This is a genomic window from Neobacillus niacini, assembly GCF_031456445.1.
Classification (GTDB): Bacteria; Bacillota; Bacilli; order Bacillales; family Cytobacillaceae; genus Neobacillus; species Neobacillus niacini_I.
This window is the reverse complement of sequence record NZ_JAVDUQ010000019.1, coordinates 1-23,400: the sequence shown is the minus strand read 5'-3', so window position 1 is coordinate 23,400 and position 23,400 is coordinate 1. Positions and strand designations below refer to the sequence as shown.

The following is a 23,400-nucleotide window of genomic DNA, read 5'->3' as shown; positions in this document are numbered from 1 at the left end:
ATAGTTGGAACGGGAACTATCAGCGGTCTATAGTGCCCGAGGGGAAGAAAAAATAGTTGGAACGGGAACTATCAGCGGTCCATAGTGCCCGAGGAGAAGAAAAAATAGTTGGAACGGGAACTATCAGCGGTCCATAGTGCCTGAGGAGAAGAAAAAATAGTTGGAGCGGGAACTATCAGGGGTCTATAGTTCCCAAGGAGAAGAAAAATCAGAGCGAGCTGGCAATATGAAAGGTGCTTAGAAATAAAAACCGGTCAAAGAGAGGAAAAAGTATCTCCAACCAAAATAAAAAAATCGAGCATAAAATCTCGGAAGATTCATACTCGATTTTTGAAAAATTAAATCTGTTTCACCATTGTTTTATGCGGAATTCCCGCATCCATAAATTCTTCAGAAACGACTTCATAGCCCAGTCCAGCATAAAAAGGAATGGCGTGTGTCTGCGAATTCAGCTTTAATTTTTGGATACCCTTGTTCCGTGTATAGTCTTCAATTCCGTTCATAATTGCTTTCCCCGCACCAGTACCTCTTGCCTCTTTCATTACACAAATACGCTCAACTTTTCCAAAACCATCGACTAAGCGATAGCGGCCGGCCCCGATGGGAGAGCCTTCATGGTACAGCACAAAATGAGTTGCCTCCTCCTCATGCTGATCAATTTCCTCTTCCTCAGGAACATTTTGTTCATCAATAAAAACCGTTCTTCTTACGGAAAAAGCATCTTCTAATTCTTTTTGATTCTCCACAATCTTTACAATCACTTCTTATTGATCCCTTCCAAGACGAAATGTTTCGTATACAGTCCAAGAGCCATTTTCTAATTGGTAAAGAAGATGGAACCGGTCAATTTGTTCCTCATGATCAAATTTCTTCATGCGCAATGAGCCGTAAATATCAGAGTGCTCATCATTTGAAAGCTTTTGACCAAGCGTGATGTGTGGGACAAATGCATACTCCGGGGCTTCTTGATTCAACTCATGATTAATTTCAACATGTAAATCATTCAATTCAACAGTTGGCTCAACCTTTAAATAAATGACATTGTTTACTGGCTGAAAAGAGCTAATTTTTGTTGTTTTTATTGAGAATGGATAGTGGTTGCCGGCAATTTTACGCAAATGATCTGCAACTTGTTTAGCATCCTCCTCAGTTGCTTCAAAAGCATTTTTTAATGTTATATGTGGAGGAATTAAAGCATAATGCGAGTCATAACGTTTACGATAAGAATTTACCAAATCTTGAAGTTTTTTAGATGGAAAAATAACAACTCCGAATTTCATATGTATACCTCCGTTAGTAAAATTTTTTTCTAAACAAAAAAAGGTGATTCAAAAGGGAAAATATTATTCACAAATAATTATAGCAAATTTTCAAAAAATATAAAATTACTTTGCCTATAGATTGAAAACTAAAACATCATTGTAAGGGCTCGTCTTAAATCAGGCTGCCAATATTTCCAAGTATGGTTTCCATCAAACTCTTCATAAAAATAAGAAAAGGGCTTGTCTTTCATCACTTTCGAAAGAATCCGATTGGGTTCAATGAAATTACTCACTTTTCCATCAGTAGTGGGTACCTCTGTCTCCTGGTTTCCAACTACATGATAGACCTCCAAGAGCTCCGGCTCAGAACAGCTACGGACTGATGCTAAAACCTTTTCGTTAACTAAAGGTGATTGTAATAATACTTTCCCAAAGGTATGAGGATATTGAAGTGCTGTCAAAAATGATACGGTTGCACCTAGTGAGTCGCCAATCAATGCCCTTGTTGATCCCATATGGTAAGTCGGAAATTCCTTTTCGATAAAAGGAACTAATTCATGAGCCAAGAAACGTATGTATTGCTTATTTTGGTCTCCATCCGGATGGTATTTTCTGCGGCGATCCTCCACATTCTTATAGGGTATCCCAATCATGATTAAATTTTCAACTTTACGCTCAAAAAGTAATTCATCCGCCAATCGGCCAATTCTCCCCAACTGGAAATAGTCCTTTCCGTCCTGGGCGATTAAGAGGGAATATTTGTATAAGGAGGAGAAATTTGCAGGTAAATAGACAAGAAGTTGTATTTCTTCCCCAAGTTCTAAACTTTGAAAGGTAAGTTCTTTAATTGTGCCCTTTGGAAAACTCATAGCTGATACCTCCAATTTTTAAATTGTACAAATGCATTCTAACATAAAGATAGTTGAATTGTTTATTCATATGGAGGGGATGGCCGGGAGAAAAAGGGGACTTAAGCGAGAGGGTTGGTCGATTAGTTCGGGACCATCCTCAATAACAAAGACTAGTGAAGGTATCGTTGCTTGGAGCGAACATCTGGCATTATTGATAAAATATTTTCTCGGCGAAAAGTTCGAACCTGCTTGCGAAGCAGACAATATGCCCGAATGTATTCATCATGGATTCCCTTCACAATTAATTTTCGCTGGGATAGCTGTTGATTTTCTGAAAGATAAATCATTTCTAACGGCATATGTTCTTCAATCGAACGATAAAGAAGTCCTTCCATTTCACTCACACCTTTCTATAATTTATAGTATTATTATATCCGAACATCCGTTCTTTATTCAATATTTTTCGAACAAATGTTCCTGTTTGTTGTTTCCGTTTAATATCAAAAAATATAAAAAGATATTGACTTTTGAAGCTTTCTAATTATAATTAATTATGTACCTTAAATATTATGACTTGTTAGCTCAGTGGGAGAGCACTTCCTTGACAGGGAAGGGGTCGGGGGTTCAAGTCCCTCACAGGTCATCCAAAGCACTTTGTAAAAAGTGCTTTTTCTATGCTTAAAAAATGTACCTTTTTATAAAAGGTACATTTTTTTATTCTCAAATAAGCGTGTTTCCCTCTCTTTAGTCAACCCATTTTGACAAGCTTAAAAAAGTTTAAATTACATACTGAGACTCTCCTTTTCTATTAATCAACTCTATTTAGAAAAATAACTTTATCTTTAAGTTATATTAAAAATCCAGCCTCTATCACTATGAATAAATATTTGAAGGAGAAGGGGAATAATGGAAAAGATAACTCTCTAACGAAGGTTAAAGATGGAAAAACCGTTCAATTCGGTATTGAAAACTTTTATTTAGATACATTATTGTCTTCAAATGGCGGAGCAGGATAAAGGAAGCATTTAAAAAAGACCCATTGATTTGTCCTAAATGAAAAATGGGGGTGAAAGGAGTCTAACCAACTGCTTGTACAATTGGGGAATGAAAAGGATTTTTTCCGCATATGGATAATCAATAAAGAACGCCATAACAGGGGGGACTTACATTTCGTTTTTAGTTCGTGCTGCAGAAAAGGGTTTAATTAAGAATTCGAGGGGGAATGGTGTGAAACCATTAGATGAGAACGTATATAAATTTCTAATGCCATTATTTTTTTCAGGGGTTGCCTTCTTTTTGAGTTTCTACTTCTGTATATTAGGCGTTTCCCTTTATCTTTATTCCCTTCCTATCTATGCATTTTTACTGCTTATCTCTTTATTTCTGTTTTATCAAACCGATAAAAATTTACATGAATTCATGAAAAATGGAATCACAACCTTTACTCACTATACCTTTTATCATCGCTGCATTGGTATTTATTTAATGTTATCGTTTGTATTATTTGGGGTATCCATTGCCTATATTCCTTTTTATTACAATGGAGGATTTGTCTTTGTTTGGTACTGTGCCCCAATGTCGATTCTTTGCTTCATTAGTTTTATACAATCTCAAAAACGAATAAAACGTTTAAAAAAGACCCTTGAACATAATGGTCATCCAGAAAACATGGATCAACTTAAGTTATAACTTTCATTATTCGAAGCGTCATTAAAAAAACCAAGCCCTATCTGACAATGATCAGATAGGGCTTTTTCTTTTGGAGAATTGGTGTTCATCCCCTTTATCCTTTCGAATGGAGTGGGGAAAGCTGGACACTTTGTCACTTTTTCAACCCGAAACCATGTTTTGGAATTATGCAATCAGAGTTGGGTACTCTATTAACTATTCACATAGTGTTTAAGTTAAATACCACAACAAAATCGAAGGGGAAATGAAAGTGAGAACATGGATTCAATATTCGATCTTGGGTTTGTTGGGCGCGGTGCTTCTGGCTGGTTGTGACAAAAGTAAATATATTGTTCTTGACCCAAAAGGACCCGTCGGCCGAACAGAGTTAGATTTGATTGTAATCTCGGTCATTTTATGTGCAATTGTTATCATTCCAGTCATGGCAATCTTTGTTTACATCATTATTCGTTATAAAGATAGGCCTGGAAACAATGCACCCTATCAACCTGAATGGGCTGACAGCAAAGTGTTGGAAATTGTATGGTGGGGAATTCCTGTTGTGATTGTAGCGATTCTTGGTATTTACACAGCTAAAACCGCCATTAAAGTATCGAAACCCCCTGTTACAGATGTGAAACCGATTGTTGTCCAAGTCACATCATTAGATTGGAAATGGCTGTTCACCTATCCTGATAAAAAGGTCGCGACTGTCAACTATGCGGTCATTCCTGCAGGGGTTCCGGTTCAATTTGTTTTAACCGCCGATGCGCCAATGAATTCCTTCTGGGTACCGCAGCTTGGAGGACAAGAATATACAATGCCTGGCATGTCAATGGGATTGTGGCTTCAGGCGAACAAAATAGGGGAATATTTCGGGAGCGGTGCCAACTTTACCGGAACAGGATTTGCCCATATGCAGTTTAAGGTAAAAGCTGTAAGTCAAGCGGATTACAATACATGGGCAGCCGATTTGAAGAAAAATTCTCCTGCTCTTACAAACGCCGGGTATCAAGAATTGTCATCACCAGGCAATGTGAAAGAATTAAGTTATTCTTCCTATCCGAACAAATTATACGAAAACATCGTGAATAAAAATGGCGGAACCCTTCATCATCATATGCACAATTATGGTGAAGACACAATCATGCCAAAGAAATAGTAAACAGGAGGAAAGATTTCCATGAATACATCGCATTTTTTTGTAACCGGCGATCCGATGATTTACGGTGCGGATGTCTCCATTATTTTGGCTATCGTAGCGATCATCTTCACGGTTACCTATTTTAAAAAATGGGGCTGGCTTTGGAGGGAATGGATTACAACGGTTGACCATAAAAAAATCGGGATTATGTATCTTTTATCTGCGCTGCTTATGCTCTTCCGCGGTGGCGTGGATGCTATTTTAATGCGGATTCAGCTGGCAGTGCCGGATAGTAAATTTTTAGCCTCTGACCACTATAATGAAATATTCACAACACATGGGACAATCATGATTTTATTTATGGCCATGCCTTTTATGTTTGCCTTATTTAATATCGTCGTTCCATTGCAAATTGGTGCCCGCGACGTCGCTTATCCCTTTTTAAATGCTGTCAGCTTTTGGCTGTTCTTTATTGGCGCCATGCTCTTTAATATCTCGTTTGTGATTGGCGGTTCGGCAAGTTCAGGCTGGTTATCATATCCGCCTTTATCGGAAACCATGTTCAGTCCGGGTCCCGGGCAAAACTTCTGGATATGGGGTATTCAAATTTCGGGTATCGGAAGTCTGGCAACAGGAATTAACTTTGTCGTCACCATTTTAAAAATGCGGGCTCCCACGATGCGGTTAAGGGATATGCCTTTATTTACATGGTCCGTGTTAGCTTCCTCAATTGCCGTTTTAGGTGTATTCCCGATTCTTACTGTCACATTAGCCATGTTAACGATTGACCGTTTACTTGGCGGGCACTTCTTTACGATGACGGCCGGCGGTAACCCGATGATGTATGTCAACTTGATTTGGATGTGGGGGCATCCTGAAGTGTATATCGTTGTCTTGCCCGCTTTCGGGGTATACTCCGAGATTGTTGCCACATTCTCTAAAAAACGAACCTTTGGCTACAGCTCCATGGTTTATTCCATGATTGCGATCGCAATCGTTTCTTACTATACATGGGTTCATCACTTCTTTACGATGGGGGCCGGTGTAGACGTGAACATCGTCTTTGCCATTTGTACGATGATTATCGCGATTCCAACAGGGGTGAAAATATTCAATTGGCTGTTTACTATGTACCGCGGCCGAGTCCAATTTTCACAGCCGATGCTTTGGATGTTTGCGTTTGTACCCTGTTTTCTTGTCGGCGGTGCAACGGGGGTCATGCTTGCGGCAGCACCTGCGGACTATCAATATCACAATAGTTACTTTTTGATTGCCCACTTCCACCAAGTGTTAATCGGTGGGGTTGTGTTCGGCTACCTGGCAGGCATGTACTATTGGTTCCCAAAAATTTTTGGCTTTGAATTAAATGAAACACTCGGAAAATGGGGGTTCTGGTTGTGGCAAATCGGTTTCTATGTATGCTTCATGCCGCAATATGCTCTTGGCTTTATGGGGATGACGCGCAGGATTTATACGTATAACCAATCTGCCGGTTGGGATATGGGCTGGGCTCCGCTCAACTTCATCTCTTCGATTGGTGCGTTCCTAATGGGGATCGCCTTCGTCATCCAGGTTTGGCAAATTCTTTACAGCGTTAAATATGGTAAACGGGATGTAACCGGGGATGCCTGGGACGGCCGGACATTGGAATGGTCGATTCCTTCACCTGCTCCTGCTTACAACTTTGCCATCGTCCCTGAAGTAAAGGGAGTAGACGCCTGGTGGTACAAAAAGGAAGAAATGCGGCAAGAAGGATACAAAGAAGAACCGCCAAAATACGAACCGATTCATATGCCGAAAAATTCCGGTATTCCGTTTATCATGTCCTGCTTCTTCTTTATTACCGGATTTGGCTTTACGTTCGAATGGATGTGGATGGGAATCATCGGATTAATTGGTGTCGCAGCCACTTTATTTGCACGTTCATTCCAATATGATACGGATTATTACATTCCAGTTGATGAAATTGAACGAACGGAAAAGGCTTTAAGGGATCAGAACCGCTCAGTAGATGTTCCAATTGGAGAAACTTTTGGGAGGTAGTTATATGTCACAAAGCGCGACTGCTAAAATGTCAGGCCATGGCCATGCAGACCAGGAGGAATTAAAGGTTTTAGGCTTTTGGATTTTCCTTGTAACCGACTGTCTCTTATTTGCTACATTTTTCGCCGCTTACGCTGTTTTACATGCCCATACAAATGGCGGATTTACAGCAAAAGATTTTGATATTCCCGGTTTTATTGCCGAAACTTTCATCTTGTTAGTCAGTTCTTTTACAAGCGGCATTGCGGTCTTAGCCATGCATAAAGGCAAGAAAATGGCTTTAATTGGCTGGCTAGTTGTAACCGCAGCCTTAGGGGCAATGTTCGTGGCCTTTGAGATCAATGAATTTGTAAGCATGGTTGCGGAAGGGGCCACCCTTACCAAAAGTGCGTTCCTTACATCCTTCTTCTCTCTTGTAGGAACCCATGGAGTGCACGTTTCCTTTGGGATTCTATGGATGATTGGGTTGATGTTTCAGATTGCCAGAAGAGGGATTACACCCGTTACGACACGGAAAATTTCAATCATTAGTTTGTATTGGCACTTTTTGGATGCCGTTTGGATTTTCATCTTTACCGTTGTTTATTTAATGGGGGTGATGTAATTGTCCGCTCACGAACATGCTGAACATACCGGATCCATGAAAGCGTACGTTATTGGTTTCGTTTTATCGATTATTTTGACGATTATTCCGCTTTTCCTCGTATTAAACCATTTGATGGGGAAAACAGTGTTGATGATCAGTATTTTGATTGCCGCTGTTTTGCAATTTGTCATCCAGCTTTTCTTCTTCATGCATATTCGCGATGGGGAAGGACCAAGATACAATGCAGCCGCACTCATTTTAGGGATTATTTTCGTTTTGACCATCGTAATTGGATCTATGTGGGTGATGTCATTTAATTATGTGGTTCAATAATGGCAGGAAAGAGCTTTATCGCGCGGTGAAGGAAAGGAATATGCCGTGCGATACAGAAATGGGATACATAGCAGGCAAGATAGGAGTGGAAAGATGGATAGTTACGGGCTTTATATCATTTGTGGTTTGTTTGCTGTGACACTTATTTTCATTACCGTTATGTTTACGAAATCAATGAAAGAATAATCTACGTAAAAAAGGGGCTATCCAAAAAGTCAGATAACTGGCATTTGGTACCTCTTTTATTTTTTGGTCTGCTTTAAATTGGTCTGTTGATTTCCGCTTCAGGCACAAGCGGTTCGGTTCGTGAGCGTTCCGGGGGATCCTCCTCGTTGCTTCGCTCCTGCGGGGTCTCCCCCAGCCCTGTACTCCCCTAGGACATTGATTTGCTTCTTTGAATCTGCCCACGTACGCAGGAAATGCGTTAGCATTTTTGAGGAGTCTTCGCGCCTTCCGCTCCAATCAACAGAGTGTTAAAATTTTCATTTCAACTTTTTACAAAAAAGAAAAGGGCTACACCCTTAAAAGTCGTTCTTAAACGACCTTTTGGGTCAGCCACATTTTTTATAGTTTGCTCAGTCATGTGTATTATTCATTCATCATCCGATAAAACATAAAGGAGGAGATCCCTAATGCTGCAGCAAATAATCCGACATAGGTAACGGTATAATAATAATATGGATCCATTTTTACCACCTTTCTACTCTGCGATAATTGAAGAAACCAGCAGCTGGTATCGTTAAGTAAAGGAGAGGTGTCCTATCAGGTATTATTTTTAGGTTTGTACGAACGATCTCTGCTTTGGGTCGAGCCAAAAATGGCACCCATAATAAAAGTGAATCCCGCACCAACAAAAAAGCCAAGTGCGATGTTAAAGTGGAAATTTTCATCCATTGTCCATGGAACCCCATCGACTGTCCATGGGTGTCCGGTGAGAAATTCATAAAGCAAAAACAGAATTCCAATGGCTACTTCTACGATTGTCAATTTAAGGGTTAATCTTCGCATATAATTGCCTCCATTACAAATTAAGATTATTGAGTTGAAAGGACGGAAACACCCAAAATGGGAGCAATTGTTTTGAGGTTTTTCCGATTTTCCTTAATGAGATTTGGAATTTTGGATTGATTCTTGTTGGAAATGGCCTCGGTTAGCTCATCAAATTTTCTGTCCATGTTGTCTGCATAGGTTTTGCCTTTTTTCACTGTTAATGGAGGCAAAATGGCGTCGTGAAATTCATCGTAAAGGTTTCGTGAAAGAGTTGTGGCGTTATCATAATCTCCTTTTGCGACATACTTCTCAATGGCAGAAAATCCATAAAGCAAGTCTGAAAAGGGTGCAGTTAAGGAGCGTTGGGAATAACTGATTTTTTGTGTTTGAATATCGTTCATACTATTGTTTAGTGAATCTCCACAACCTGCAAGACCTATTGCTGTTAGTGTTCCCATCATCACCATAAATATTTCTTTTCTCATTATTTAACCCCTTCTTTAAAAGTCCTGTTCAATAATATTCCCATTAAATAATTTTTTTAATATACCGATGAAGAGTTGCACAAACTTTATGGAAAGAGACGGTCAGAGAAAAGGTGTTTGGATCAAACCCAAGCCGAGTTTTCTTTGCGGAACAAGAAGATGTGCTTGAATTGCTGTTTTTGTGGATATGATTGTTTTTTAACGGGGAATGAACACGAAGAAAGGCGAAGTGTCTAGCTTAGATCAGAGCCTAAAACGTTTGGGGCTTGATTATGTTGATATTTTTTATTCTCATCGCCCAGATCCAGATACTCCGCTTGAAGAGACAATGGCTGCTAAATTGATTCCATTGTCCGTCAGGGAAAAGCATTATACGTTGGAATTTCTAATTACAGTGCTGAACAAACAGCTGAAGTAATTAAAATTTTAAATCAGTTAGATACACCCTGTTAATTCATCAACCAAGCTATTCCATGTTAAATAGATGGATTGAGGATGGATTGCAGGACGTGCTGCAGGAAAATGGTGTTGGTTCTATTGCGTTCAGCCCACTGGTACAGGGCTTATTAACAAAAAAGTATTTAACTGGTATCCCGGCAGATTCGCGCTGCCAAATCAACAGGATTCCTTCGGGAAGAGCAAGTAACAACGGAAGTAATAAATAAAGTCAAAAATTAAATGAAATTGCTGCGAAGCGGGGGCAAAGCCTCTCACAAATGGCTCTTGCTTGGGTATTACAAGGAGAGAGAGTAACCTCTGTTCTTATCTGGGCTAGTAAAGTGAGCCAAATTGAAGAAAATGTAGCTATTCTGGATAACTTAGAAATTTCAAATGGAGAGTTAGCAGAAATTGAGGGGATTTTAATAGGATAAATTCAAAGCGTACAGTAAAAAGCTGTAAAGTTCTAGTGGAAAATGCGGGTATTGTAAATAACTTCCTCTCCTTATATCATTAGGTATTAAGAGAATGTTAAAGGGGGAACATTTATGATCCCAGTAAAAATAGATCCCATTTCAAACACTCCGATAAGAGAAAAAGGCGTGAAATCCATCCTCGAATGGTTCGATCAGCATAAACAATCGTTCTATATGCTTGGTTGGTCCTATCTTAGGAATCAAAAGCAAGTGGAAGAGCTTTTTTACCAGTCCATTATAAAAGTCCACAAGGAGCTGCCTCGATTTAAAAAAGATTTATCATTTGAAACGTGGGTTACATCCATTTTCATCCAAACCTGCCGGGAGCTTTCTGTTAATAGAAGTTTACAAGTTTCAGAGGAAAGTGAACAACATAAGGATTTATTTAAAGCACTTGATCAATTGAATGATGATGAGAAAGAAGCGATGGTCCTAACATATGTAAAAGGGATCTCTCAGGAAGAGGCGGCACATCTTCTTCAAATTTCAGTAGAAAAGATGAAAGAGCTCTTGTTTTCCGGAATTCAGTCACTTAGAAAAGAAATGGGGTACGAATCAACCATTAATGGCTGTAAAGAGTATCATATGGATTATATCGATTACTTAGAAAGAACACTGGAACGGCCGAAAAAGATTGATTTTGAGATCCATGTTTATCATTGCCAAGACTGTCAGGAAGATTTGGCGACATTCCAGGATGTCATGTTAACCATGTTAAATCTTGCTGAAAGAATAGAGGATTTCCATGTGCGATCTGATTTCATGGAGAACGTCAAAGCGAAGCTCGCAGAAAAGGAAAAACACAGACAACTGAAGATTAAGAAACGTTTAAGAATGGCAATTGTTTTTGCAAGTATATTCGCTTTATTAGTGGGTTTGGAGATATTTACCGGGAGCTTTACCGGCCTTTACTATACCATGACTGAAGAAAATCAAGAACTGCGCGCCTTTCTGCAGGAGGGTTTGGGAAAGAGGCTGAACCTGGAAGCAGAAAGTAATAGGGTGAAAATAAAAATCAAGAGCGCGATTGCTGATGAATTTCAGACACTTGTATTTTATGAAATTGAAGATACGGAAAAAGACAACCAATATGTTATGAATAATGATGAGGGAGTTTCTGTGGAGAACCAATATGAAATCATGAACGGTTCGGCAAATCCAAGGTACTATCCCCCTGACCTTAAATCGGAGGTAAATATTAAAGGAAAGAACGTGTATCAAGGAAAGATTAGTTTGCCGCCGATTTCCAAGGATAAGGGGACAATCAAACTGAAGATCACAAAGCTGCTGAAAGTGATTCATGATTCATCTGATAAAAATCGGTTAAGGTTTACCGATAATATGGAATATGAAACTGGGGAGTGGAACTTCAAAATCCCTGTAACAAAACAGCCTTCCGTGGAATATGCATTGGATGGAAAAAAGAAAGTCGAAGGCATCCCAGTTCGATTTGATAAACTGACCATTGCTCCAACAGCGACAATTCTGCAATATAGTATGAAAAATGAACAGACGGGGAAGCGGATAGAAGCTCTTAATTTTGACCATCTAAAAGTGAACAATAAGAAAGTAAAACCTGATTTGTATGGCGGCTCATTTTCAGACCCGCCTCAAGATATGAATTGGGGGACTTATCAAATAAACTTTGACCCCCTTTATGGAGAAAAACCAAAAGAAGTTAACGTTCAATTACAATCTGTTTATTTAACAATTGAAGATAAAAAAACCATTAAGCTGGATGCTGCTAAAAAGTATCCTCAAACGTTTGAATATGCAGGTAGTACCATCTCCATCGATAAGCTGGAAGTAAGCAAATCCGCCAATATTGTCATAAGCGACCATGAAGTTAAGAATCGGACATATGAGCAGCTGCAATTTAATATTATAAGCGAGGATGGAAATCAACCTGATTCAATCGAAATGGATTCTGACGGAGTCCTCGTTGATAAAAATGGGGTAAATTACGATATGAATGTAACCCCTTTCTCATATGAAGAAATCGACCAGCCCCGTTATTTCGTTACAGTTCAAAGGATGAAGCTGCAAAATAGCAACACTGGACAAAAAATAATTCCAAAACGGCTGAAGATTGATGGATATAATACAACAAAATATTTAGATGATGTTGTGAAAATTTCGTTGGAATAACATTTATCGCCTACATGCTTTGCATTTTGTTTCATTTCGGTTGGATAAAAACAAAAAGGCAATGTGATTTTACCTGAAATCCACTGCCTTGTGCGCTTGGCAGCACTTCGCTGTGAAAGTGACTGATTTTAACGAAGGAACCGTTTTGAAATAATTCCATGATTTATACGAAAAATTTCAACTATTATCAATTGTTTGAAAAATGGATGGAACATGACTAAAATAGAGGTATCGTTATTTTTTTAGGAGGTACTTTCATGAGAGTAGCCATTGCCCAATTATCCACCAGTGTTGATAAAACTGCTAATTTAGAAAAGGCAGTTCAATATATCGCAAAAGCAAAAGGTTTGGGTGCGGACTTTGTTATTTTACCCGAATTCTATATGGCACTTGCCACCCCTAAGTCTGGCGTTTTGCCGGTCGAAGCAGCAGAACCATTGGATGGTCCTTTTGTCTCTCGGCTTAAAGAAGCTGCAAGGGCAAACGAAATCTATGTTGTTTGTGGAACGTATGAATCCAAGTCGGATGATTCAAAACGTGCTTATAACACTACTGTAATGATCAATCGTTCTGGGGAACTCATCCACTCATACAGAAAAACACATTTATACGATGCCTTTAGTTATCATGAGTCAGATACCGTAATACCAGGGGATAATCATTATAAAATAGTAGAAACAGAGTTTGGAAAAATTGGCTTGATGGTTTGCTATGAATTACGATTTCCTGAAATCGCAAGACAGTTTGCCCTTCAGGATGCGGATATCTTGTTTGTCCCGGCAGGATGGGTAGCGGGGCCAATGAAAGAGGATCATTGGCAAACTTTGATCCGCGCTAGAGCAATTGAAAATACTATGTTCGTCTGCGGCGCAAACCTTGTTGGCGATATTTTTACCGGGCGCAGTGTGATGGTTGATCCAATGGGGGTCATCACAGCAAGCGGCGGCGAAGAAGAAACATTAATTTTTTCAGATATAGACCTAGATCGGATACGCCGGGTTCGCGAAAAACTCCCAAGTGTAAAACACCGAAAGCCCGAATTTTACCGAAGTAATCAAGATTAAGAAAAAAGGCTGTTTCCGTATTTCGGAATTAGCCTTTTTGTTGTTAAAACCATGAAGAAAAAATCATGATCTTACTATCGAATAATTCACTAATTTATAGGCCAAAACCGCCAAATACAATTTTGTACAATCCTCGAATGAACTCAAATTAGCCCCTGTCTTTTTTTCAATCTGTCCCAATCTATATTTCAGGGTATGACGGTGAATATACAAATCTTCTGACGTATTTTTGATATTTTGATTAAAATACAAATAGGCTTCAAGAGTGGTGATTAAATCCACACCCCGTGTATCTAGTAAACTGCCAAGATATTGTTGATAAAAATCCTTTAAATTAGCTCCAGAACTTTTCATATCAAGCAGCAATTGATGTAAACTAAAGTCATCATAATGAACAATTGGTTGAGGTTTATATAGAATTTGGGATAGATGGGCAGCTAGTTCGGCTTGTTTAGCACTTTCCGCCAGCATATGAAGGTTGGTGACCGTTTTTCCAATTCCAATTGATAGGGGGACCGACCCTGCATTAATTTTTATACCCTCTAAAAATGCTTCCGCTATTTCATCGATATTCTCCCCATTACCTACCTCAAGTAAGACAATCAAGCTATCTGACTTTGTGCGCAAAAGAAATGGGCGTTTCTTGGTTTTCATAGTAGCTTGTATAGCTTCTGTTAACCGATCCCTTACTTTTTCATTTATGGATGCAGGAAAGGAGACGGAAATAATGGATTGCGGCCGGGTAAAGTCGATTCCTAGTTTTTTTCCACGCCCTATCACATCTATTTCATTGACGATTGGTTGGTTTATAAGTTCGTCGAGAAAATCGCTTGCCAGGCGAATCTGTGCCTCTAATGAATATTCAAAGGTTTGGCTTTGTTTATTGACAATTTCCTCAAGCAGTTCTTTCGTAATCATTGAAAAATTAATATTTGCGGGAATTTCAATTAATGGTAAGGCATATTGATCAGCAATTGAAATAAAGGATTGTGGAATTTCCTTTACATATAAACCAGTATATAAAGCTACTCCCGATAATTTTCCAAGTGATAGAAGCTTTTTAAATTCCAATTGTTTTTCTTCATTATCTCCAAGTCCAAATCCTGTCGTAATCAGGAATTCCCCTTCTTGAAGACGATTGATGTCCTCAATGACCTCCACAATGGTTACCCATTTAATCCAATTTTCTAACCCGTTTTTACCGGCAATCAATTTTGTTTGCTGCATGATCGGAAGTTGTAATGCTTCATGAATGCGAATCGCCAAAGAAATCAGTCCTCTTCTTCTCTTTATGGGTGGTCTATTATACATCGTGTATAAATCTAACTCTATTATTTCATCTTTTTGTAGAATTGTGAATCTTTGAAAAAGAATTTACTATTTTAATTACAGTATAAAAAATAAATGCCATTTCAAGGGATTTTTATAGAGAGAGGGGCTATTAGCCATGGAACGTGATTACTTAATTAAACCAGTATTAGGGGTTAAATATCCTGCTGCTTCACATGGAAAGGGAATTTATATCTTTGATATTGAAGGCAATCAATATATCGACGGTGCTTCTGGTGCGGTGACGGCGAGTATTGGACACGGTGTACAAGAGGTTATGGATGCCATGTATGAGCAGGCACAAAAGATTTCCTTTTCCTATCGGGGGCAATTTACCAGTGAACCTGCTGAAAAGTTAGCAAAAAAATTGAGTGATTTAGCTCCTGGAGATCTGAATTGGTCGTTTTTTGTCAATAGTGGTTCGGAAGCAACTGAAACCGCAATGAAGATTGCCATCCAACATTGGCGTGAAAAAGGCTTTCCGAAAAAAAATCGGATTATCTCCAGATGGATTGGTTATCACGGGATTACAATGGGAGCTCTATCGATGTCGGGTCATGTTTTAAGAAGGCGCGGATTTAATTCCCTATTAGCAGATTATCCGACTATTTCAGCCCCATATAGCTATCGCCGTCCAAACGGTATGACGGAAGAGGAGTGGGGCATTGCCTGTGCGAATGAGCTTGAGACGGCCCTTCAACGGTTTGGTGCAGATACAGTTGCCGCTTTTATTGCGGAGCCCATTGTTGGTGCTTCAGGTGGTGCGATTACTCCGCCACCAGGATATTATGAGCGGATAAGAGAAATTTGTGATCGTTATAATGTATTATTTATTGCCGATGAAGTCATGACAGGGATTGGTCGGACTGGAAAGATGTTTGCAATGGAACATTGGGATGCTATTCCTGATTTGATTACTTTAGGAAAAGGAATGAGTGCAGGCTATACTCCGATGGCTGCTACAATTGTGAGTGACCGTGTCATGGAACCGATTCTAAATGGTTCAAAGACCGTTTTGGGCGGCCATACCTATAGTGCGAATCCACAATCAGCGGCCGTTTCATTGAAGGTTTTGGAATATGTTGAGAAACATCAATTAGTTCAAAAAGCAGAAGAACAAGGAAAATATCTCTTTGAAAAATTACAAGCCCTATTAAACTCGTTTGAAATCATTGGGGATGTGAGAGGAAAAGGGTTGTTATTAGGGATGGAATTTGTTTCAGACCGCACACAAAAAACATCTTTCCCTTCCCAATTCAATGTAACAGGCAGAATCATTGAACGAGCGTTCCAAAAAGGTTTAATCGTCTATCCGGCTGCTGGAGCAATCAATGGGGAAGGCGATGCGATTATCGTTTCCCCACCATTGGTGATTACAAAGGAAGAAATCGATAAATTAGTCGGAATTTTGGAAGAAGCAATCTCTGAAGTGCAATATGAGCTTATCCAATCAGGAGGAAAAACCAATGCAGTCCCTGTCTAAAAAAGGAAAAGTAGCTTCATTAGAAGAGGCTCTCTCTCATATTTCGGATGGATGTACTTTAATGTACGGAGGATTCGGCGGAATTGGTACGCCCCCATCATTAGTGGATGGGATTTTAGAAAAAGGCTGTAAAGATTTACGTTTAATCGGTAATGATACAGGTTTTCCCGATATTGGAATTGGAAGATTAGTCAGTGCCGGAAGAGTGAAGAAACTGATTACTTCCCATATTGGTTCGAATCCAATTGCTGGACAATTGATGACCGCTGGTGAATTGGAAGTTGAATTTTCCCCGCAAGGAACCTTGATTGAACGGATTCGTGCGGGTGGTATGGGATTAGGCGGCATTTTAACGGATGTTGGTTTTGGAACAATTGCTGAAGAAGGAAAAGATGTCGTTTCTGTGGACGGTAAGGAATATATGATTGAAAAAGCACTTACCGCAGAAGTTTCCATTGTTCACGCTTTAAAAGCAGACCCTCTCGGAAATCTTGTCTTTGATAAAAGTGCTCGTAATTTTAATCCACTAGTAGCGATGGCCGGGAATTTTACCATCGCGGAGGTAGAGGAAATGGTACCGATTGGAGAACTTGATCCAGAGGCAATTGTTACACCGGGAATCTTTGTAAATATGGTAATACCGAGTAAGGGAGTGACATGGAAATGGGTATGGGAGTAGAAGTACGGCAGCGAATTGCAGGACGTGCTGCACAGGAAATTGAGGATGGTATGATTGTAAATCTTGGAATTGGAATTCCTACATTGGTTGCTGATTATATTCCTTCTGATATTTTTGTACAGTTCCATGCGGAAAACGGGATATTAGGTACTGGTCCTACCCCGTTAAAGGAAGAGGCAGATCCGAACCTCTGCAATGCCGGCGGTTACCCTGTAACACTAGTAAAAGGAGCTTCCTATTTTGATAGTTCCGTGGCCTTTGGGATGATCCGCCGCGGGCTTCTAGATATTACGATCCTTGGCGCGCTTGAAGTAAGCGAAAAAGGAGATTTGGCCAATTGGATTGTTCCGGGAAAACGTGTTCCTGGTATGGGGGGCGCAATGGACCTGGCCCAAAAGTCGAAAAAAGTAATTGTCCTAATGAATCATACAAATAAAAATGGGGATTCCAAAATTTTGAAGGAATGTACGTTGCCACTTACTGCTAAAGGTTGTGTTGATTTGATTATTACGGAAATGGCCGTAATCGAGGTTACAGAACACGGCTTGGTGTTAAAAGAAGTCATGGAGCCGTATACCGTGGAAGATGTTATTAAGTATACTGATGCACCTTTAAAAGTTGCAGTTGGGTTAGCGGAATAAGGAGTGAAAGAAATGAATGAGGCTGTTATTGTAGCGGGTGTTCGTACAGCGGTAGGTGCATTTGGAAAATCTCTTAAAAATGTACCCGCCACTGAAATGGGACGGCAGGTATTGGAAGGGTTAATGAAAAGAACCACTTTAGAAAAAGAAGATGTCAATGAAGTGATTTTTGGTCATGGTTATGTGCATGGCGGTGGTTTAAACTCGGCGAGAATTTCGTCGCAATTAGCAGGATTTCCTGTTAGCGTACCAGGCAGTGTTGTGATCAAAGCGTGTGGTTCAGGTTTAAAAGCGATTACCAATGCTGCCTTAACGATTCAAACTGGTCAAGAAGATGTAGTCATTGCCGGCGGAGTAGAAAGTATGAGTCAAGTTCCCTATCTTGTAAAAAATCGCTGGGGAAGTAAGTTCGGGAATCTTGAAATGGAAGATGCCTTGTTAACAGATGGACTTATTTGCTCGCTGGAAAAGGAACATATGGGGATGACTGCAGAGCGATTGGCAGAAATATACGGTATTTCTCGGGAAGAACAGGATCAATTTGCCTTAGAGAGTCACAAAAAGGCTGCAAGAGCAATTGAAAACCAATATTTCGAGGAAGAAATCCTTCCACTTGAAATTCCAGACCGGAAAGGGACTTATTTTTTCCAAAAGGATGAGTCTGTACGGAGGGATATCCAACTAGAGAAGTTAACAAAACTTCCGCCTGCCTTCAAAAAAGATGGATGGATTACGGCTGGTAATGCTTGCCCGATGAATGATGGTGCTGCTGCGGTATTGATGATGTCAAAAGAGAAGGCGGAAGCAAGAGGGATTAAACCGTTACTTAAAGTAAAAGCATTTGCCAGTTCCGGGGTAGAAGCAAATGTGATGGGAATCGGTCCTGTTCCGGCAACGAAAAAAGCATTGCAAAAAGCAGGATTAACATTAGAGCAAATAGGGCGTATTGAATTGAATGAGGCGTTTGCTGCCCAAGCATTGGCTGTCATAAAAGAATTAGATATAGACCCTGAAAAAGTAAATGTTAATGGCGGAGCGATTGCACTTGGCCATCCGGTTGGGGCAACAGGTGCGAAATTAACGGTTACTTTAATGAATGAAATGCTGCGCTCCAAGACAAAGTACGGCATGGTAACGCTTTGTATGGCAGGCGGCATGGGTCTGTCCGTCATCTATGAAAATCTGACCTTATAATTTAGGAGATTAATATAATGAGGTGAAAAGATGCAAACAATCGAAAAAGGTATTCAAGCATGGTTAAAGGATCATTTTGAAGAAGGAACTAATTTATTACAGCGCCTTGTTCAGGCACCTAGTGTTGCAGGCAACGAGGCAGGTGCGCAATCCATAATTGCTGAAAAATTGAACGAGATGGGTTTAAAGGTGGATGTCTGGGAACCAGATGGAAATGAATTAAAAGCTAACCCCTATTTTTTTTCCCCAAGAGAGCAATTTACAGGAAGTCCAAATGTTGTAGGTGTTTTACCTGGAACCGGCGGAGGACGTTCCATCATTTTGAATGGTCATATTGATGTGGTTCCGGAAGGGGAACATGAACAATGGGCTGAGGATCCTTATAGTGGTGCCGTGAAGGATGGAAAAATGTTCGGACGCGGGGTTACAGATATGAAAGGCGGTTTAGTGTCATTTCTCCTCGCGATAGAGGTCATCCAACAACTGAATATTAAGCTTAATGGCGATGTGATTTTTCAAAGTGTTGTGGAAGAAGAGAGCGGCGGTGCGGGTACGTTGTCCACACTTCTAAAAGGATATAAAGCGGATGCTGCCCTGATTACAGAGCCTACCAATATGCGTATTTTTCCGAAACAGCAAGGGTCGATGTGGTTTCGAATCTATGTAAAAGGCCGCTCTGCTCACGGTGGAACCCGTTATGAAGGAGTAAGTGCCCTTGAAAAAACCATGATGGTGGTTAATCAAATAAAAGCGTTAGAAATAAGACGAAATGAGCTAATTGATGATCCGCTATATGATAAAACACCGATTCCAATTCCAATTAACATTGGTGTAGTGTCGGGCGGAACTTGGCCATCTTCGGTACCGGATCTGGTAAAAATAGAAGGTAGAATGGGAGTAGCCCCACATGAAAAAATGGAAGATGCTAAGCGGGAGATGAGTGAATGTTTGCGGCGTCTAGCGGAAATTGATCCATGGTTTGCCGAACAGCCGGCTGTCTTGGAATGGTTTGGTGCACGGTGGCTGCCCGGATCAATTGACATTGAACATGAATTAATGAATTCACTCGTTTATCAATACCGTGAGGCAGTTGGAGAAGAGGCGGTAATTGAAGCGGCTCCTTGGGGGACGGACGGGGGATTACTCACCGAAATCGGAAAAATCCCAACGATTGTCTTTGGACCTGGTGTAACAGAAATGGCACATTACCCTAATGAATATATCGAAATGGAAAAAGTTTTTAAAGCAGCAGAAATCATAGCATTAACCCTAATTCAATGGTGTGGTAATCAAAAATGATTAGCAAATAAATGAAAGTCCAAACCTCTTTTTAGAAAAGAGGTTTGGACTTTTTTCTTTTAAATATTTTATGGATGTAAATTGGAAGTGAATTGGTAATTATATAAAGGGAATCAAAAGAATTACAGAGGTGAGTAATATATATCAATTAGCTATTATCGTCTTGACCTTTACGGTATCATTCCGTAAAAAAGTATGGGGAAACTTTGATAGGTGCTACCCAACATTACTATATATGGTGGTAGGCAATCTTACATATGAATACATTGCACATACTAAATTTCATTTATGGGAGTTAAAGCAAATAGGGAGTATTCCGGAAATATGGGCTGACCTTATTTACCTGTTTTTTATGGTTGTGCCGGCTACCCTGATTTACTTGACTAATTACCCGGATACCCCAATGAAAAGAATTTTTTACATAATGAAATGGGTATTCATTTTTACGATGGTAGAGTGGGTGGGTGGGCGTTATTTTAATGCTATCGATCATTACAACGGTTGGAATATCTGGTGGTCCTTGTTTTTTAATTTTGTCATGTTTACAACATTAAGACTTCACTATTTATATTACAAACGGGCATTAATCATAAGTGTTTTTTGGACTTTATTCTACTTGATTTGGTTTGATTATATATAAAAAATTGTTTTGTTCATGAATGATACCATGATAAAGAAGGGAAACAAAAAAGTTTGTTGGCTTTAAAGATTAAAGAAATTCAGTTAAAATGAAAAGTGTTAAACAAATTTAAGAATGGATGCAGGATAAGGACCAAAGTGTTCTTGTCCTTCATTTTTATTCCGTTAGTAATGAGGTTTTGCTCATGATAAAAAAATATATAACCTTCCAGAAAAGTAATGGAATCACTCCCTATATATGGACTGTTCTGTGTATTTTACCATTCTACTTTATTTTCCAGTCGGCATCTGTTATTAAAATTGTGGTAGGAATTTTGCTCACCATTATGTTTTTTATTTTTTATCGAATTGCTTTTATTTCAAGAGGATGGCCGGTTTATCTTTGGACTTTAATTCTGATTGGAATTTCGATTACCTCAAGCAGTCTTTTTAGCTATGTTTACTTTGCATTTTTCCTGGCTTATTTTATTGGAAATATTAAAGATCGGGTTCCCTTTCTTATTCTTTATTTCATTCATCTTTTTAGTACATCGGCTTCGATTAATTACAACATAGTTGTACACGAAAAGTTGTTTTTGCAGCAGCTGCCTTTTGTCATCATCATCTGGATCAGCGTGATTCTTCTCCCGTTTAGCATTTATAATCGAAAAGAGCGAGGGCAGCTTGAGGAAAAGCTAGAGGATGCCAATAAAAGGATTGCTGAATTGGTTAAAATGGAAGAGCGGCAGCGGATTGCCCGCGACCTCCATGATACACTGGGTCAAAAACTTTCCCTTATTGGACTCAAGAGTGATTTGGCGCGAAAATTAATAGCAAAAGACCCAGATCAAGCACGAAATGAATTAAAGGACGTTCAGCAGACAGCACGAACCGCATTAAGTGAAGTACGAAAAATGGTATCCTCCATGCGCGGCATCCGTTTAAAGGATGAAATACAAAGAGTAAAACAGATTCTTACCGCTGCAGAAATTCAGTTCAAGTGTGATGGTGTAACGACATTGACGAATGTTTCCCTTTTAACAGAGAATATATTAAGTATGTGTCTGAAAGAGGCTGTAAATAATGTGGTTAAACATAGCGGAGCTGCCTCCTGTTCCTTGACCATTGAGCAATCATGGAAAGGAATTGTGATGAGAATTAGTGATGATGGGGTTTTTAACCAGGATGAAAAATTTCAATCTGAAGGTCACGGATTACTTGGAATGAAGGAACGGCTCGAATTTATTAATGGAAGCTTGGAGCTTTTAACAGAAGAGGGTACAACATTAATGATAAGAGTTCCGAATGATGTTACGCCGAAAGATAGGATGGGGGATGTAATATGATTTCAATTATCATTGCGGAAGATCAGCAAATGTTATTAGGGGCCTTTGGTTCCCTTCTCAACTTGGAAGAGGATATGAGTGTAGTTGGAAAGGCATCGAATGGTGCAGAAGCTGTGGCCCTTGTAAAAAAGCTAAAGCCGGATGTTTGTATTATGGATATTGAAATGCCTGGAAAGAGCGGTCTTGAGGCTGCTGAAGAGCTTAAGGGCTGTGGCTGCAAGGTCATCATTTTAACGACCTTTGCGCGGTCCGGTTATTTTCAACGAGCATTAAAAGCAGGGGTGAGCGGCTATTTGCTGAAGGATAGCCCGAGTGAAGAGCTAGCAGGTTCCATCCGAAGTGTGATGGCCGGAAAACGAATCTATGCACCAGAGCTGATGGATGACGTTTATGGGGAGGAGAATCCCCTTACCGACCGCGAAAAAGAAGTACTGGAGCTGGTGGCTGATGGTAAAAATACAAAGGAAATTGCCGAGGAGCTTAGCATTAAAACAGGAACAGTCCGAAATTACATTTCGGTTATTTTGGATAAGCTGGAGGTAAAAAATCGAATTGAAGCTATTACTCAGTCCAAGGAAAAAGGATGGTTTAAATAAACAGAGAAAAGTCTGTATCTTCTTTTGAGATATAGGCTTTTTAATTGATGAAGCACAAAACTCAGCAGGGATACGTGGAAAATGTCCTTCATGAAGGTGATGTCTTCAATTAAATCACCCAGGTGGGCGCTATCAGGGGTCTATAGCTCCCGTATCCGTGTTCTATGCGCCCGGATCCAGGGAAGAATTCCGTCCAAGGTAGCGTATCCGTGTTCTATTCTATGCGCCCGGATCCAGGGGAAAATCCCGTCCAAGGTAGCGTATCCGTGTTCTATGCGCCCGGATCCAGGGGAAAACCCCGTCCAAGGTAGCGTATCCGTGTTCTATGCGCCCGAATCCAGGGGGAAATCCCGTCCAAGGTAGCGTATCCGTGTTCTATGCGCCCGGATCCAGGGGGAAATCCCGTCCAAGGTAGCGTATCCGTGTTCTATGCGCCCGGATCCAGAAAAAAAACCGTATTCGGTAGCATATACAAATTCTTTTAATAGTGTTAAATTATTGTTTACACTTTTACACAACTAAATGGACTTGACTGATCAAGGACAAAACTCAGTATAAAATGAGTGAAATGTCCTTCATGAAGCCGATGAAGGACAAAACTTAGTAGGAAAACGAGCAAAATGTCCTTCATAAAGCCGATGAAGGACAAAACTTAGTAGGAAAACGAGCAAAATGTCCTTCATAAAGCCGATGAAGGACAAAACTTAGTAGGAAAACGAGCAAAATG

At 39.9% G+C, this 23,400-nt stretch carries 24 protein-coding genes, 1 tRNA gene and 1 pseudogene; 19 read left to right on the top strand and 7 right to left on the bottom strand.

The window, feature by feature from the left end:
• Positions 1-338: 338 nt before the first annotated feature.
• The 4 genes from J2Y67_RS15815 to J2Y67_RS15800 all read right to left on the bottom strand — a co-directional run bounded on the left by J2Y67_RS15815 (position 339) and on the right by J2Y67_RS15800 (position 2,508).
• Positions 339-761, bottom strand: coding sequence for a GNAT family N-acetyltransferase (locus J2Y67_RS15815; protein ID WP_310175683.1), 423 nt, complete (start codon positions 759-761; stop codon positions 339-341).
• A gap of 3 nt (positions 762-764) precedes the next feature.
• Entirely contained in the window at positions 765-1,280 is a 516-nt protein-coding gene (locus tag J2Y67_RS15810; protein WP_310175681.1) for a YjcG family protein, read from the bottom strand.
• A gap of 128 nt (positions 1,281-1,408) precedes the next feature.
• A complete protein-coding gene (locus J2Y67_RS15805; protein ID WP_310175678.1) occupies positions 1,409-2,131 on the bottom strand; it encodes an alpha/beta hydrolase in 723 nt (240 codons plus the stop codon).
• A 152-nt stretch (positions 2,132-2,283) separates the two neighbouring features.
• Positions 2,284-2,508, bottom strand: coding sequence for a hypothetical protein (locus J2Y67_RS15800; protein WP_310175677.1), 225 nt, complete (start codon positions 2,506-2,508; stop codon positions 2,284-2,286).
• A 175-nt stretch (positions 2,509-2,683) separates the two neighbouring features.
• Between J2Y67_RS15800 and J2Y67_RS15795 the strand changes: the two genes are divergently transcribed.
• From J2Y67_RS15795 to J2Y67_RS15765, 7 genes are all read left to right on the top strand, one after another.
• Positions 2,684-2,760 (top strand) — tRNA-Val (locus J2Y67_RS15795).
• Between the two features lie 228 nt (positions 2,761-2,988).
• Positions 2,989-3,129, top strand: a complete 141-nt coding sequence (locus J2Y67_RS15790) for a hypothetical protein (RefSeq protein WP_310175675.1) — start codon at positions 2,989-2,991, stop codon at positions 3,127-3,129.
• A 211-nt stretch (positions 3,130-3,340) separates the two neighbouring features.
• On the top strand, positions 3,341-3,802 hold the full coding sequence (locus J2Y67_RS15785) for a hypothetical protein (protein ID WP_310175673.1): 462 nt from the start codon (positions 3,341-3,343) through the stop codon (positions 3,800-3,802).
• A 250-nt stretch (positions 3,803-4,052) separates the two neighbouring features.
• Positions 4,053-4,943: a ubiquinol oxidase subunit II gene (locus tag J2Y67_RS15780; protein WP_310175672.1), complete on the top strand. Its 891-nt coding sequence runs from the start codon at positions 4,053-4,055 to the stop codon at positions 4,941-4,943.
• A 21-nt stretch (positions 4,944-4,964) separates the two neighbouring features.
• Positions 4,965-6,968 carry a cbb3-type cytochrome c oxidase subunit I gene (locus J2Y67_RS15775; protein WP_310175670.1) on the top strand — a complete coding sequence of 668 codons (2,004 nt, stop codon included), beginning with the start codon at positions 4,965-4,967 and terminating at the stop codon, positions 6,966-6,968.
• Positions 6,969-6,972: 4 nt separating this feature from the next.
• A complete protein-coding gene (locus tag J2Y67_RS15770; RefSeq protein WP_310175668.1) occupies positions 6,973-7,572 on the top strand; it encodes a cytochrome (ubi)quinol oxidase subunit III in 600 nt (199 codons plus the stop codon).
• 36 nt (positions 7,573-7,608) lie between these two features.
• The gene (locus J2Y67_RS15765) at positions 7,609-7,887 is read left to right on the top strand and encodes a cytochrome o ubiquinol oxidase subunit IV (protein WP_310175815.1); all 279 of its coding nucleotides are present in this window, start codon (positions 7,609-7,611) and stop codon (positions 7,885-7,887) included.
• A gap of 762 nt (positions 7,888-8,649) precedes the next feature.
• Here the strand turns inward: J2Y67_RS15765 and J2Y67_RS15760 are convergent.
• Positions 8,650-8,895, bottom strand: coding sequence for a hypothetical protein (locus J2Y67_RS15760; RefSeq protein ID WP_026574613.1), 246 nt, complete (start codon positions 8,893-8,895; stop codon positions 8,650-8,652).
• A 26-nt stretch (positions 8,896-8,921) separates the two neighbouring features.
• On the bottom strand, positions 8,922-9,362 hold the full coding sequence (locus J2Y67_RS15755; protein ID WP_310175666.1) for a hypothetical protein: 441 nt from the start codon (positions 9,360-9,362) through the stop codon (positions 8,922-8,924).
• 208 nt (positions 9,363-9,570) lie between these two features.
• Between J2Y67_RS15755 and J2Y67_RS28015 the strand changes: the two genes are divergently transcribed.
• From J2Y67_RS28015 to J2Y67_RS15740, 4 genes and pseudogenes are all read left to right on the top strand, one after another.
• Complete coding sequence (locus J2Y67_RS28015; RefSeq protein ID WP_396954089.1) at positions 9,571-9,780, top strand: aldo/keto reductase; 210 nt, start codon at positions 9,571-9,573, stop codon at positions 9,778-9,780.
• Positions 9,781-9,835: 55 nt separating this feature from the next.
• Positions 9,836-10,234: pseudogene (locus J2Y67_RS28010) on the top strand (aldo/keto reductase).
• Positions 10,235-10,348: 114 nt separating this feature from the next.
• On the top strand, positions 10,349-12,424 hold the full coding sequence (locus J2Y67_RS15745; RefSeq protein ID WP_310175665.1) for a sigma-70 family RNA polymerase sigma factor: 2,076 nt from the start codon (positions 10,349-10,351) through the stop codon (positions 12,422-12,424).
• A 257-nt stretch (positions 12,425-12,681) separates the two neighbouring features.
• A complete protein-coding gene (locus J2Y67_RS15740) occupies positions 12,682-13,488 on the top strand; it encodes a carbon-nitrogen hydrolase family protein (RefSeq protein WP_310175664.1) in 807 nt (268 codons plus the stop codon).
• A gap of 63 nt (positions 13,489-13,551) precedes the next feature.
• On the opposite strand, the gene J2Y67_RS15735 is transcribed toward J2Y67_RS15740, so the two are convergent.
• The gene (locus tag J2Y67_RS15735) at positions 13,552-14,754 is read right to left on the bottom strand and encodes a PucR family transcriptional regulator (RefSeq protein WP_310175663.1); all 1,203 of its coding nucleotides are present in this window, start codon (positions 14,752-14,754) and stop codon (positions 13,552-13,554) included.
• A 181-nt stretch (positions 14,755-14,935) separates the two neighbouring features.
• On the opposite strand from J2Y67_RS15735, the gene J2Y67_RS15730 reads away from it, so the two are divergent.
• The 8 genes from J2Y67_RS15730 (at position 14,936) to J2Y67_RS15700 (ending at position 22,673) form a co-directional block, all read left to right on the top strand.
• A complete protein-coding gene (locus tag J2Y67_RS15730) occupies positions 14,936-16,300 on the top strand; it encodes an aspartate aminotransferase family protein (protein WP_310175661.1) in 1,365 nt (454 codons plus the stop codon).
• Complete coding sequence (locus J2Y67_RS15725) at positions 16,284-16,979, top strand: CoA transferase subunit A (protein ID WP_310175659.1); 696 nt, start codon at positions 16,284-16,286, stop codon at positions 16,977-16,979. The genes J2Y67_RS15730 and J2Y67_RS15725 overlap by 17 nt, the downstream gene beginning before the upstream one ends.
• Positions 16,964-17,620: a 3-oxoacid CoA-transferase subunit B gene (locus tag J2Y67_RS15720; protein WP_310175657.1), complete on the top strand. Its 657-nt coding sequence runs from the start codon at positions 16,964-16,966 to the stop codon at positions 17,618-17,620. The genes J2Y67_RS15725 and J2Y67_RS15720 overlap by 16 nt, the downstream gene beginning before the upstream one ends.
• Positions 17,621-17,632: 12 nt before the next feature.
• Positions 17,633-18,814, top strand: coding sequence for a thiolase family protein (locus J2Y67_RS15715; protein WP_310175655.1), 1,182 nt, complete (start codon positions 17,633-17,635; stop codon positions 18,812-18,814).
• A gap of 30 nt (positions 18,815-18,844) precedes the next feature.
• Positions 18,845-20,113, top strand: a complete 1,269-nt coding sequence (locus J2Y67_RS15710; RefSeq protein WP_310175653.1) for a peptidase — start codon at positions 18,845-18,847, stop codon at positions 20,111-20,113.
• A 130-nt stretch (positions 20,114-20,243) separates the two neighbouring features.
• A complete protein-coding gene (locus J2Y67_RS28005) occupies positions 20,244-20,753 on the top strand; it encodes a CBO0543 family protein (RefSeq protein ID WP_396954088.1) in 510 nt (169 codons plus the stop codon).
• A 184-nt stretch (positions 20,754-20,937) separates the two neighbouring features.
• Positions 20,938-22,077, top strand: a complete 1,140-nt coding sequence (locus tag J2Y67_RS15705; protein ID WP_310175651.1) for a sensor histidine kinase — start codon at positions 20,938-20,940, stop codon at positions 22,075-22,077.
• A complete protein-coding gene (locus J2Y67_RS15700; protein WP_310175649.1) occupies positions 22,074-22,673 on the top strand; it encodes a response regulator transcription factor in 600 nt (199 codons plus the stop codon). The genes J2Y67_RS15705 and J2Y67_RS15700 overlap by 4 nt, the downstream gene beginning before the upstream one ends.
• Positions 22,674-23,400: the final 727 nt, after the last annotated feature.